At 72.0% G+C, this 12,326-nt stretch carries 13 protein-coding genes; 6 read left to right on the forward strand and 7 right to left on the reverse strand.

What is annotated here, in order from left to right; genetic code table 11:
* Nucleotides 1-26 precede the first annotated feature (26 nt).
* Nucleotides 27-704, reverse strand: coding sequence for a DUF6264 family protein (locus tag ASG04_RS08275; RefSeq protein ID WP_056122364.1), 678 nt, complete (start codon nt 702-704; stop codon nt 27-29).
* On the reverse strand, nt 701-1,765 hold the full coding sequence (locus tag ASG04_RS08280) for a 4-hydroxy-3-methylbut-2-enyl diphosphate reductase (RefSeq protein ID WP_082517897.1): 1,065 nt from the start codon (nt 1,763-1,765) through the stop codon (nt 701-703). Before ASG04_RS08280 ends, ASG04_RS08275 begins: the two co-directional genes overlap by 4 nt.
* Nucleotides 1,766-1,886: 121 nt before the next feature.
* Here ASG04_RS08280 and xseA point away from each other — a divergent pair, with 121 nt between their 5' ends.
* The 5 genes from xseA to ASG04_RS08305 all read left to right on the forward strand — a co-directional run bounded on the left by xseA (nt 1,887) and on the right by ASG04_RS08305 (nt 6,233).
* Entirely contained in the window at nt 1,887-3,125 is a 1,239-nt protein-coding gene (gene xseA / locus ASG04_RS08285; protein ID WP_056122367.1) for an exodeoxyribonuclease VII large subunit, read from the forward strand.
* A gap of 65 nt (nt 3,126-3,190) precedes the next feature.
* Nucleotides 3,191-3,457, forward strand: a complete 267-nt coding sequence (locus tag ASG04_RS08290; protein ID WP_082517898.1) for an exodeoxyribonuclease VII small subunit — start codon at nt 3,191-3,193, stop codon at nt 3,455-3,457.
* Nucleotides 3,454-4,089: a DUF4245 domain-containing protein gene (locus ASG04_RS08295; protein ID WP_056122370.1), complete on the forward strand. Its 636-nt coding sequence runs from the start codon at nt 3,454-3,456 to the stop codon at nt 4,087-4,089. The genes ASG04_RS08290 and ASG04_RS08295 overlap by 4 nt, the downstream gene beginning before the upstream one ends.
* A 106-nt stretch (nt 4,090-4,195) precedes the next feature.
* The gene (locus ASG04_RS08300; protein ID WP_056122375.1) at nt 4,196-4,810 is read left to right on the forward strand and encodes a carbonic anhydrase; all 615 of its coding nucleotides are present in this window, start codon (nt 4,196-4,198) and stop codon (nt 4,808-4,810) included.
* Between the two features lie 13 nt (nt 4,811-4,823).
* Nucleotides 4,824-6,233 carry a class II fumarate hydratase gene (locus ASG04_RS08305; RefSeq protein ID WP_082517899.1) on the forward strand — a complete coding sequence of 470 codons (1,410 nt, stop codon included), beginning with the start codon at nt 4,824-4,826 and terminating at the stop codon, nt 6,231-6,233.
* A 227-nt stretch (nt 6,234-6,460) separates the two neighbouring features.
* Here the strand turns inward: ASG04_RS08305 and ASG04_RS08310 are convergent, their stop codons facing one another.
* The 3 genes from ASG04_RS08310 to ASG04_RS08320 form a co-directional block, all read right to left on the reverse strand.
* Nucleotides 6,461-7,834: a PhoH family protein gene (locus ASG04_RS08310; protein WP_200938428.1), complete on the reverse strand. Its 1,374-nt coding sequence runs from the start codon at nt 7,832-7,834 to the stop codon at nt 6,461-6,463.
* Nucleotides 7,835-8,120: 286 nt separating this feature from the next.
* The gene (locus tag ASG04_RS08315) at nt 8,121-9,242 is read right to left on the reverse strand and encodes an aminotransferase class V-fold PLP-dependent enzyme (RefSeq protein WP_056122376.1); all 1,122 of its coding nucleotides are present in this window, start codon (nt 9,240-9,242) and stop codon (nt 8,121-8,123) included.
* Nucleotides 9,243-9,399: 157 nt separating this feature from the next.
* Nucleotides 9,400-10,185, reverse strand: coding sequence for an isoprenyl transferase (locus tag ASG04_RS08320; RefSeq protein WP_235515483.1), 786 nt, complete (start codon nt 10,183-10,185; stop codon nt 9,400-9,402).
* A 74-nt stretch (nt 10,186-10,259) separates the two neighbouring features.
* On the opposite strand from ASG04_RS08320, the gene trhA reads away from it, so the two are divergent.
* Complete coding sequence (trhA, locus tag ASG04_RS08325) at nt 10,260-10,964, forward strand: PAQR family membrane homeostasis protein TrhA (protein WP_056122379.1); 705 nt, start codon at nt 10,260-10,262, stop codon at nt 10,962-10,964.
* 190 nt (nt 10,965-11,154) lie between these two features.
* Here the strand turns inward: trhA and ASG04_RS08330 are convergent, their stop codons facing one another.
* Both ASG04_RS08330 and mca read right to left on the reverse strand, forming a co-directional pair.
* Complete coding sequence (locus ASG04_RS08330; protein ID WP_082517901.1) at nt 11,155-11,439, reverse strand: hypothetical protein; 285 nt, start codon at nt 11,437-11,439, stop codon at nt 11,155-11,157.
* Entirely contained in the window at nt 11,436-12,326 is an 891-nt protein-coding gene (mca, locus tag ASG04_RS08335; protein WP_156463577.1) for a mycothiol conjugate amidase Mca, read from the reverse strand. Before mca ends, ASG04_RS08330 begins: the two co-directional genes overlap by 4 nt.

The following is a 12,326-nucleotide window of genomic DNA, read 5'->3' on the forward strand; positions in this document are numbered from 1 at the left end:
CGGTCGACCGGCGGGACGGGACACGGTCAGCCGGTGCGCTGAGCCCACCAGGCGGCGAAGGCCGGGTCGTGGGACAGGGCGACCATGAACACGACCGTGCTGAACACCGTCGCGACGACACCACCGAGCACGGGGACCCAGGCCGAACGCTTGCCGGCACGCAGCCGCGCGACGGTCCACGTCACGGTGAGGACCAGGATCGCCAGCGCCCCGACCAGGTTGACGTTCGCCGCGGTCGACAGGACTGACGGGTCCGACAGCTCCGTGTACTGCTGCTCGATCGCCCGACGCACGGTCGATGCGAGCTGGCCGGTGCGGAAGTACCCGACGACCGACCACAGGCCGAGCCCGAGCAGCATGAGCGTGAGGAAGAGGTCACCGGGCGACGCGCCGAGGCGCCTGGCCGTGGCGGGTCGCCCGCCACCGTCGCGCGCCGGTGCCGTGGGGCGGGACGCCGAGGACGGCGCCGGGGACGGTGTCGTCCTCGTCGCTCGCTCGGCCCGCTCCTGTTCGGCGAGCACCGGGTTGACCCAGCCAGCGGGCGCGTACTCGCCGTACTGGGGTGCCGGGCGGCCCTGGAAGCGACCCGGCCCGAGCGCAGACGCCGCCGTGGCGGAGGCGTGCCGGGCCTCCTGACCGGAGGGGGCGTCCGCAACGGCACCGGTGTCGCGCGCCGGGACCGACGACCAGTCGTCGCGACTCATGCGCGCCGCCCGCCGAGCGCGCGGGTCGGGTTGCCCGCAGCGTCGGTGCGGAGTTCCTTGGGCAGGGAGAACATCAGGTCCTCGTGTGCGGTCACGACTTCTTCGACGCTGCCGTAGCCGGCGTCGGCGAGCTGCTCGAGCACCTCGTCCACGAGTTGCTCGGGGACGGAGGCGCCGCTCGTGACACCGACCGTGCCCACGCCGTCGAGCCACGCCTGCTGGATCTCCTCGGCGTAGTCCACCCGGTGCGCCGCACGGGCACCGTGCTCGAGCGCGACCTCGACCAGACGCACGCTGTTCGACGAGTTCGCCGACCCGACCACGATCACCAGGTCGGCCTGCGGGGCGACCTTCTTGATCGCGACCTGGCGGTTCTGCGTGGCGTAGCAGATGTCGTCGGACGGCGGGTTCTCGATGGTCGGGAACTTCTCGCGCAGCAACCGGACCGTCTCCATGGTCTCGTCGACGCTGAGGGTGGTCTGCGACAGCCAGACCAGGTTGTCGGGGTCGTCGACCTGCAGCGCGGCGACGTCCTCGGGGCCGTTCACCAGGATGGTGCGGTCGGGCGCGTGGCCCATCGTGCCCTCGACCTCTTCGTGGCCGGTGTGCCCGATCAGGATGATGGTGCGCTCGGCGCGGGCGAAGCGGGTCGCTTCCCGGTGCACCTTCGTGACCAGCGGGCAGGTTGCGTCGATGGCGTGGAGGTCGCGCTCCGCGGCGCCGGCGACGACGGCGGGCGAGACCCCGTGGGCGCTGAAGACGACGTGCGAACCGCGGGGCACCTCGGCGACGTCGTCCACGAAGACGGCACCGCGTTGCTCGAGCGTGGAGACGACGTGCACGTTGTGGACGATCTGCTTGCGGACGTAGACGGGCTCGCCGTACTGCTCCAGTGCCTGCTCCACCGCGATGACGGCACGGTCCACACCGGCGCAGTACCCGCGCGGCGCCGCGAGCAGCACTTTCTTGGCGCCCGACACCGGCTCGTCCCGCAGCCGCCCGCGGGGCGCTGGGCTGCGCGGCGGGGCCAGGGGGACCGAGTGGCCGTTCGTGATCGTCACGTCCCCGATGATAGGTGAGCGGGACCGACACGGCCTGGGCGCCACCGGGGCGGCGGCGGCACTCCGCCAGCGGACGTCGGCGGTGTCCGGCACCATGAGAGCGCACCACCAGGAGGAGCACATGGCGATCGAACAGGGACCCCCGACGGCCGACGACCCGTGGCCCGTTGCGCTGCTCGGCGCCAAGATGCGGGACTGGATCGACCGGCTCGGCACGGCCTGGGTCGAAGGCGAGATCACGCAGTGGAACGTCGCCGGCGGCAACGTCTACGGGAAGCTCAAGGACCTCGAGGTCGACGCCACGGTCTCGTTCTCGATCTGGTCGAGCGTGCGCGCGCGGGTCCCGGCCGACCTGGGCCAGGGCGCCCGGGTCGTCGCGGCCCTGAAGCCGAACTACTGGGTCAAGGGCGGCTCCCTGACGATGCAGGTCGTCGAGATGAAGCACGTCGGGCTCGGTGACCTGCTCGAGCGGCTCGAACGCCTGCGTCGCACGCTGGCGGCAGAGGGCCTGTTCGACCCCGCCCGCAAGCGGCGTCTCCCCTTCCTGCCGCACCGCATCGGGCTGGTCACCGGCAGGGACTCCGACGCCGAGAAGGACGTCCTGCGGAACGCGCAGCTGCGGTGGCCCCAGGTCGAGTTCCGCACCGTGCACACGGCGGTGCAGGGCGAACGCGCCGTGCCCGAGGTGACCGCGGCCATCCTCGAGCTCGACGCCGACCCCACCGTCGACGTCATCATCATCGCCAGGGGCGGTGGCGACTTCCAGAACCTGCTCGGGTTCAGCGACGAGGGACTCGTCCGCGCCGCGGCCGCCGCGACCACGCCGATCGTCTCCGCCATCGGTCATGAAGCCGACCGCCCGCTGCTCGACGACGTCGCCGACCTGCGGGCGTCCACCCCGACCGACGCGGCCAAGCGCGTGGTCCCCGACGTCGCCGAGGAGCTCGCCAACGTGCGCCAGGCGCGCGCTCGGATCGGGCTCCGGCTCTCGCACACGCTCTCCGTCGAGGCCGACCGGATCGCGGCCCTGCGCTCGCGTCCAGCGCTGGCGTCCACCGCGTGGCTCGTCGACACCCGCGCAGAAGAGGTCGCACGCGACCTGTCCCGTGCCCGTGAACTGCTCGACCGGCGGATCGAGCGCTCGCACGCCGACGTCGGGCACCTGACCGGACGCCTGCGGGCGCTGTCGCCGCGGGACACCCTGCGTCGCGGGTACGCCATCGTGCAGGCGCCGGACGGAGCCGTCCTCCGGGCGGCGTCCGACCTCGACGGCCGGACGCCGGTGCGCGTCACGCTCGGCGCCGGCACCGCGACCGGAACGCTCGAGCCCGACGGGCCCGGCCCGGACGGCGCCGCCTGAACCGCGTTCTCCACAGGCGCAGCACCAGCACGGAAGGGTCGGTGGGCGCTCGGTAGGATCGGAACGTGCCATCCGAGGAACAGTCCGTGCAGTCCGAGCCGTCCGACGTCAGCTCCCTGAGCTACGAAGCCGCTCGCGACGAACTCGTGCGCGTCGTCGCCGAGCTCGAGCAGGGCTCCGCCACGCTGGAGCGCTCGCTGACGCTGTGGGAGCGCGGCGAAGCCCTCGCCGCCCGTTGCGAGGAATGGCTCGTCGGCGCACGGGCGCGACTCGACGCCGCTCGCGCCTCGGGTGACGGCACCTCGGCCACCGACGGGGGCGCTGCCCGATGACCGACCCCGACACCGGCCGCCCGATCGTCGCCGAACTCGGTCGCCCCGAGACGGCAGAAGAGACCTGGTCGCGCAAGGACACCGCCCGACGGGCCCGTCGTCAGCACCAGACGGCCTTCAACCTCGTCCTGGCGCTGATCGCCTCGCTCGGCATCGTCGTCTTCCTGGTCGCCGTCGTCGCCCGCCCCGGCACGACCGTCGACCGCGACGTCGACTACCGCCAGGTCGCATCGCAGGCAGCGGTACCGGGCGTGACGCTCGCCGTCCCGGACCTGCCGGACTCGTACACGTCGAACCGGGCCGACTACGCGGACCGCGGTGCCGACGGCGTCGACGTGTGGACCGTCGGCCTGCTGACGCCCGACAAGCAGTACATCGGCATGCAGCAGGGCATCAAGGCGAACCCGACCTGGGTGGCGAACCAGCTCGACCGGCACCCCGCCACCGGGAGCCGCACGATCGACGGCACGAAGTGGACCGTGTACGACCGTCGCGACGAGGGCAAGGACGCCGGCAACCAGGCCTACGCCCTCGTGACCACGTTCGGACGCAACACCGTCGTCCTGGCCGGTACCGCCGACGACCGCTCGTTCCGCACGGTGGCAGCAGCCGTCGCCGAACAGCTCGGCTGACGCACGCTCGCAGCGCACACCGCCGCACCGCACCGCACCGCACCCGACACCCGACAGCCGATAGCCGACAGCCGACAGCCGACAGCAGCATCCAGGAGCCGAGCCCATGACCGACCGCGCCGCGTCCACCCCCGCCGACGCCCTCCGCCTGCTCGTCGAGGGCAACGCCCGGTTCGCCTCGGACAAGCGCCGCACCGGACGCATCGACCCCGAGCGTCGCAGCGAGCTCGCCGGCTCGCAGGCACCGTTCGCGACCGTGCTCGGCTGCTCCGACTCCCGCGTCCCGTTCGAGCACGTGTTCGACGCGGGCATCGGTGACGTGTTCGCCATCCGCAACGCCGGCCAGATCGTCGACGACGTCGTCCTCGGCTCCATCGAGTTCGCGGTCGTCGCCCTGGGAACCCCGCTCGTCGTGGTCCTCCGCCACACCAAGTGCGGCGCGGTCGCTGCCGCACGATCGGGCGAACCCGTCCCGGCCCCGCACCTGCAGGCCCTGGTCGACGCGATCACGCCGAGCGTCGAGCGCGTCCGCGCGACCGATGCCGACATCCCCCAGGAAGCGATCGGCGCGGCTCACCTCGAAGCCACACTGCGCGCCGTGCTCGAGCGCTCCGGCGCGGTCTCGGACGCCATCGCCGAGGGTAGATTGGCCGTCGTCGGCGCGACCTACGACCTGACCACGGGCGAAGTGTCGATCGACACCGTCGTGGGCGACGCCTGACCACCNNNACGACGTGACCGACACCACCGAGACGACCGCCGAGTACCGGATCGAGCACGACACGATGGGCGAGGTCCGCGTGCCGGCCTCGGCGCTCTACCGGGCCCAGACGCAGCGTGCCGTCGAGAACTTCCCGATCTCCGGCACCGGGCTCGAGTCGGCGCAGATCGTCGCCCTCGCCCGGATCAAGCGTGCGGCCGCGGTCGTGAACGGGCAGCTCGGGATCATCGACGGCAGCGTCGCCGACGCGATCCAGCGTGCGGCCGACACGATCATCGCCGGCGAGCACCACGACCAGTTCCCGGTCGACGTCTACCAGACGGGCAGCGGCACCTCGTCGAACATGAACATGAACGAGGTCCTGGCGACCCTGGCCTCGGACATCGCCGGCGCCCCGGTGCACCCGAACGACCACGTCAACGCCTCGCAGTCCTCGAACGACGTGTTCCCGACCTCGGTGCACGTGGCCGTGACCGAGGCGCTGATCCGCTCCCTGGTCCCGTCGCTCGAGCACCTGGCCGAAGCGCTCGAGGCAAAGGCGTCGCTGTGGGCCGACGCGGTGAAGTCCGGTCGCACCCACCTGATGGACGCCACCCCGGTCACGCTGGGACAGGAGTTCGGCGGGTACGCGCGGCAGATCCGCCTGGGCATCGAGCGCGTGAACGCGACGCTCCCCCGCGTCGCCGAGGTCCCCCTCGGTGGCACCGCCGTCGGCACCGGCATCAACACCCCGAAGGGCTTCCCCCAGCAGGTCATCGCCCAGCTGGCGAACGACACCGGCCTGCCCGTCACCGAGGCCGTCGACCACTTCGAGGCCCAGGGTGCACGCGACGCACTGGTCGAGGCGTCCGGCGCGCTCAAGGTGCTCGCGGTCAGCCTCACGAAGATCAACAACGACCTGCGCTGGATGGGCTCGGGGCCGAACACCGGGCTCGGCGAACTGCACATCCCCGACCTGCAGCCCGGGTCGTCGATCATGCCCGGCAAGGTCAACCCGGTCATCCCCGAGGCCACGCTCATGGTCGCGGCGCGCGTGATCGGCAACGACGCCACCGTCACCTGGGCCGGCGCCTCCGGTGCGTTCGAGCTCAACGTCGCGATCCCGGTCATGGGAACGGCGCTGCTCGAGTCGATCCGCCTGCTGGCGAACAGCTCGCGGGTGCTCGCCGACAAGACCGTCGACGGTCTCCAGGCGAACCTCGAGCGCGCACGGGCCTTCGCGGAGTCGTCGCCCTCGATCGTCACCCCGCTCAACCGGGTCATCGGCTACGAGGCCGCGGCCAAGGTCGCGAAGTACGCCGTCGCCCAGGGCGTCACCGTGCGCGAAGCGGTGGTGGCCCTCGGTCACGTCGAGCGCGGCGAGGTGACCGAGGCGCAGCTCGACGAGGCCCTCGACGTCCTGAGCATGACGCACCCGAACTGAGCCGACACGCGTCGCCGCCACACGACGGACGGGAGGCCCGGTGCCAGCTGGCACCGGGCCTCCCGTCCGTCCCGGCGTCCCCACGGCGGCCGGCGCGTTCTGGTGGCGCACAACGGGAACCGCCTCGAACCACGGAAGTCCCTGGTTCGAGGCGGTTTCTGTTGCGCGGATTCGGCTCGCACCAGCCGCGGCGGCCGGGCGGCGGCGGCCGCGGCCGCCGCGGCGCGCTACGCCAGGTCGGGCGAGTCCAGCATCTCGGTCACGAGCGCGGCGATCGCCGACCGCTCGGACCGTGTCAGCGTGACGTGCGCGAACAGCGGGTGGCCCTTGAGCCGCTCGATGACCGAGGCGACGCCGTCGTGCCGACCGACCCGCAGGTTGTCGCGCTGGGCGACGTCGTGGGTGAGCACGACCCGCGAGTTCTGCCCGATCCGGGACAGCATCGTGAGCAGGACGTTGCGCTCGAGGGACTGCGCCTCGTCGACGATCACGAAGGCGTCGTGCAACGACCGCCCACGGATGTGGGTGAGCGGCAGGACCTCGAGCATGCCGCGCTCGACGACCTCGTCGAGCACGTTGTCCGACACCAGCGCGCCGAGGGTGTCGTAGACCGCCTGCGCCCAGGGGTTCATCTTCTCGCTGGCGTCACCCGGCAGGAACCCGAGCTCCTGGCCACCGACGGCGTACAGCGGCCGGAAGACCATGATCTTCTTGTGCTGCTGCCGCTCGAGGACGGCTTCGAGTCCGGCGCACAGTGCCAACGCCGACTTGCCCGTGCCGGCGCTGCCACCGAGCGAGACGATGCCGATCGCCGGGTCGAGCAGCGCGTCGATCGCGAGCCGCTGTTCGGCGGACCGTCCGCGGAGGCCGAAGACCTCGCGGTCGCCCCGCACCAGACCCACGGACCCGGCGGCGTGCACGCGACCGAGCGCCGACCCGCGCTCGGAGTGGATGACGACGCCGGTGTTCACCGGGACGCCGGCCAACTGCGAGGAGGCGACCTCCTCGTGCTCGTACAGGTCGGCCATCTGCTCGCCCGACACCTGCAGGTCCGTGATGCCCGTGTAGCCGGAGTCGACCGCGAGTTCGGCGCGGTACTCCTCGGCAGCGAGACCGACCGACGCCGCCTTGACGCGCAGCGGGAGGTCCTTGGAGACGACGACCACGTCCAGGCCGTCGTTCGCCAGGTTCATGGCGACGGCCAGGATGCGCGAGTCGTTGTCGCCGAGCTGCAGGCCGGACGGCAGCACCGACTGGTTGGAGTGGTTGAGCTCGACCCGGAGCGAGCCGCCGTCGCCGACCGCGACCGGGAAGTCGAGGCGCTCGTGCTCGATGCGGAGTTCGTCGAGGATGCGCAGGGCCTGTCGGGCGAAGTACCCGATCTCGGGGTCGTTGCGCTTGGACTCGAGCTCGCTGACGACCACGACGGGGAGCACCACGGCGTGTTCGTCGAAGCGGAACAGGGCCCGCGGATCGCTCAGCAGCACCGAGGTGTCCAGCACGTAGGTGCGCTGGGCGGTGCCGGTCGACCGCGCGGCCGAAGCCGAGGTCGACGCTGCTGACGAGGTTCCGTGGGAGACGTTCTGAGAGGTCACGACCACTCCATCCCCGGGCCGCGACGGGCCCGGTCCTTGTCCTCGACACGGCCACGGAGCGGGTCCCGAAGCACCGACTGTGGCCGCTTCGATCGGGCGCGGTGCCCGATGTGGTCAAGCTACGTCGGCCCACCGACAGGTGGGCAGCGACACGCGGATTCCTCGGTTACGGTCGCGTGAACGGGACCTGAGCGCCCGGCGGACGGGAGGCCCCGTGCCGGTCCGCCACGGCCCTCCCGTCGAGCGTGTGCTCGCGTCCAGGGCCCGTCGACGGCGGCCCGGCTCGCGCGCTTCAGAAGGACGTGGCGTACGAGATGCAGGCGTCGCGGAACATGTCGAGCGTCTCGTCCGTGGTCGACGCGAACACCGACACCCGGACGGTCCCGAGGCGGGTGCTCGTCGTCACCCCGTGGTTGTGCAGCGCGGCAGACAGTGCGGTCAGCCGTCCCTCGGACGGGCGCAGCACGACGATGCCCGCGCGCTCGGCGGGGTCGCGGCTCGACTCGACCTCGAGCCCGAACTCGTCGGCGATCGCGAAGACCCGCTCGACGCGGTCGGTCACTCGCTCCTGGACCGCAGCGACCCCGACCGCGGTCAGGCGTTCGAGGGCGACCGCCATCCGCGCCTGGGCGACCGGGTCGATCCGGGTCATGGTGAACCCCGCGGCGCCGGGCTTGACCGAGGGGACCTCGACGGGCCACCCCGTCGTGCCGTGCGGCCCCGACAGTGCCGGGCGCAGACGGTCGAGCGCACGGTCGCTGAACGAGACGAACCCCGTGCCCCAGCCCGCGTGCAGCCACTTCTGCCCGCCCGTCGCCACGACGTCCGCCGCTTCGTAGGGAGCGTCCACCACGCCGAAGCCCTGGATGGCGTCGACGATCAGCAGCCGGTCACCGACGGCCTCGCGCATCGCCGCCAGGTCGGTCAGGTACCCGGTCCGCCAGTCGACCAGCGAGACGGCGACGGCGGTGACCTCGTCGCCGGCTCCCTCGAGCCGTTCACGGACGAGCGACGGTGTCACCCAACCGGCACCCGACTCGATGACGACGGGACGCACGCGGCCACCGGTCGCCGAGGCCGCGCTGGCCAGTGCGAGCGGCATCGACGGGTAGTCATCGGCGGCGACGAGCACGCCACCGGTGATCCCGAACGCGGTGTGCAGCAGCCCGGGCGTCGTCGCGGTCTGCGAGACGACCTGGTCCTCGCGCCGGCCGACCAGCCGGGCGGCGACGGCCCGGACCCGGGCGTCCTGCTCGTCGAGCGTGTCCATCGCGCCGAACCGCATGTGCGCCTGGATGGTCCCGAGGACGCGCTGTTCCTCGAGCACGGCGGTCTGGACCGGGCCGAACGCCGCGTGGTCGAGGTAGCCGGGGTCCTCGGCGAAGCCGGCCGCGTACTCGTCGATCGTGGTCACAGGGCGCACCTTTCGGGGGAACTTGAACCCTGAGAGACTACTGGGACGCCTTGGACCGGGCGACTCCCACGCCGCTGCGCGCACTCGGAGCACCGCGGACCGCCGAAGCAGCTCCGCCGACGCGGTCAGCCGCCGTCGCGGTCAGCCGTCGGCGCGGTCAGCCGCCGAACCGACGCGACCGCAGCCCGAAGTCACGGACCGCGCGCAGGAAGTCGACCTCGCGCAGGTCGGGGTAGAAGGCCTCCACGAAGTAGAACTCGCTGTGCGCGCTCTGCCACAGCAGGAAGTCGGACAGGCGCTGCTCGCCCGACGTCCGGATCATCAGGTCCGGGTCGGGCTGCCCCTGCGTGTAGAGGTGGTCGCCGATGAGCTCGGGCGTCAGGACCTCGGCCAGGGTGTCGAGCGTGCCGCCGTCCTCGCCGTGTGCGCGGACGATGCTGCGCATGGCGTCGGCGATCTCGCGGCGCCCGCCGTACCCGACCGCCAGGTTGATGTGCAGCCCCGTGTGGTCGGCGCTGCGGGCCTCGGCGTCGGTGAGGGCGCGGACCAGGTCGTCGGGGAGGCCGTCGTTCGACCCGACGTGCTGCACCCGCCACGAGCGGTGGTGGGACAGCCGGTCGGCGAGCGCGGCGATGATGTCGATGAGCTGCTCGAGCTCGTCGCCACCGCGGCCCTTGAGGTTGTCCGCCGACAGCAGGTACAGCGTGACGACCTGCACGCCGAGGTCGTCGCACCAGGACAGGAACTCGGGGATCTTCGCAGCGCCGGCGCGGTGCCCGTGCGCGGCGGTCTCGAGGCCGAGTTGCTTCGCCCACCGACGGTTGCCGTCCACGATCATCGCGACGTGCTTCGGCTTCGGGGCGTTCTCGATCTCCTTGCGGATCCGCTGCTGGTACGCGCGGTAGAGGATCCCGCGTCCTGCCCATCCCAGCCTGCCCGTCACGCGACGAGCGTAGTGCACCGGGCCTCGGTGCGGACTCCCAGCAGAGCAGCGTCCGGCCGCCATATCGTCGGGGCATGCAGCACGACCGGGACCCCCAGACCCTGCCCCACGTCCCGTTCACCGAAGCAGCATCGACGTCCACCGACGACCGTCCGGCCTGGCGCGGCTGGATCCACCTCGGCACGTTCCCGTTCGCGCTGGCGATGGGCATCGTGCTCGTGACGCTGGCGGCGACCCCCGCGGCGAAGGGGGCTTCCGCCGTCTTCATGGCGACCTCGCTCGTCATGTTCGGTGTCTCGGCGACGTACCACCGGTTCCCGTGGGGCCCGGTGGTCAAGCGGGTGCTCAAGCGCATCGACCACACGAACATCTTCCTGCTCATCGCCGGCACCTACACACCCGTCGCGGTCTGCGCCCTGCCCCACACGCTCATGGTCGTGGTGCTGTGGGTGATGTGGGGCGGCGCCCTGCTCGGCATCGCGTTCCGGGTGTTCTGGATCAACGCCCCGCGATGGCTCTACGTGCCGCTCTACCTGGCACTCGGGTGTGCGGCGCTCGGCATCCTGCCGCAGCTCTTCGCCGCGAGCGTCCCGATGACCGTGCTCGTGCTCGCCGGCGGGCTGGCGTACGTCATCGGCGCGGTCGTCTACGGCTTCAAGTGGCCGAACCCCTCGGCGACGGTCTTCGGGTTCCACGAGGTCTTCCACGCCCTGACCGTCGTGGCATTCGCGGCGCAGTGGGCCGGCATCCTGCTGGTCGCGATCGACCCGGTCCGCTGACCGACCGCGCGCGATCTGACCCATCACGCCCGCTATGGGATGTCGATCCGCGCGTGGTTGGCCGGAAGATCCGGCCAACCATGCACGATTCGACCCCCTCCGCGGGAGAGCACACCTCGCGGGCGCACGACAGACGGACGGGAGGCCCGTGGCGGCATCGCCACGGGCCTCCCGTCCGTCCTGTGCGCAGCTACCCGCGCTCGGTGTCGTCGCCGACGTCGGCGCGGCCCGGCTCCGCCGGTCCGTCGGCCGGGTACTCGCCCCGTGCCTCGGCTTCGAGCCGGTCGCGGATCTCGGCGCGGTAGCGCGTGCGGCGGATGCGCCGGGTCATGTCGACGACCAGCAGGATCGTGACGACGGCGACCAGGGCGATCGCGATGAAGCCGACCACGCCCGGGGTGACGTCGACGTCCGGCACCGTGGAGGTCGGGCTGGGGCTCGGGGTGGCGGCGAGCACCGCTGCGATGAGACTCACGCCTTGTCGTCCTGTTCCGGCGGGATGCCCGTGAAGAGATCGGACTCCGGCACCTCGGTGGGCACGCGGGCGTCGACCAGCTGGTAGTCCTCGGTCGGCCACAGCGTGGCGGCGAGGTCGTTCGGCAGGTGGAAGAAGGCACTGTCCGGCGGCACCTGGCTGGCGTGGGCACGGAGGGCGGCATCGCGCGCGTCGAAGTACTCGTGCACGTCGACGTGCGTCGTGGACAGGTCGGGACGGTCGGCGAACCGCTCGACCCACTCGCCCAGCTGTGCGACGGCCGGGCTGTCCGGCTCGCGTTCCTGCAGCGCCTGGAAGATCGTGCGGAAGCGGACCGGGTTCATCGTGCGCTCGTAGTAGAGCTTCGCGATCTGCCACGGTTCGCCCGCGTCCGGGTACTTCGTCGGGTCGCCGGCGTCCCGCCAGGCCGCCATCGAGACCTCGTGCGTGCGGATGTGGTCCGGGTGCGGGTAGCCGCCGTTCTCGTCGTAGGTGACGAGCACGTGCGGACGGAACCGGCGGACGACCCGGACGAGCGCCTCGGTGGAGTACTCGAGCGGCACCGTCGAGAACGTGCCCGGGCGGACCGTCTCCCCCTTGTCGGCGTCGGGCAGCCCGGAGTCGTGGTACCCGAGCCAGACGTGCTGGATGCCCATCGCCGCCTGTGCCGCGGCCATCTCGCCGCGACGGAAGCCGGCCATGTCACGGTGCGCGCGGCTGGTGGCGGGTTCGCCGAGCTGGTCGTTGAGGATGTCGCCCGCTTCGCCGCCCGTGCAGGAGACCACGAGCACCTGGTTGCCCTCGGCCACGTACTTCGCCGCGGTGGCCGCTCCCTTGCTCGACTCGTCGTCGGGGTGGGCGTGCACGGCCATCAGGCGGTAGGCCAC

The organism is Curtobacterium sp. Leaf183 (assembly GCF_001424385.1).
In the GTDB taxonomy this organism is placed as follows: Bacteria; Actinomycetota; Actinomycetes; order Actinomycetales; family Microbacteriaceae; genus Curtobacterium.

Bases quoted from the DNA above. Each gene is read 5' to 3' on its own strand.
- xseA (WP_056122367.1), top strand. From the start codon at position 1,887: ATGGCGATCGAACAGGGACCCCCGACGGCCGACGACCCGTGGCCCGTT.
- ASG04_RS08275 (WP_056122364.1), bottom strand. From the start codon at position 704: ATGAGTCGCGACGACTGGTCGTCGGTCCCGGCGCGCGACACCGGTGCC.
- trhA (WP_056122379.1), top strand. From the start codon at position 10,260: ATGCAGCACGACCGGGACCCCCAGACCCTGCCCCACGTCCCGTTCACC.
- ASG04_RS08300 (WP_056122375.1), top strand. From the start codon at position 4,196: ATGACCGACCGCGCCGCGTCCACCCCCGCCGACGCCCTCCGCCTGCTC.
- ASG04_RS08295 (WP_056122370.1), top strand. From the start codon at position 3,454: ATGACCGACCCCGACACCGGCCGCCCGATCGTCGCCGAACTCGGTCGC.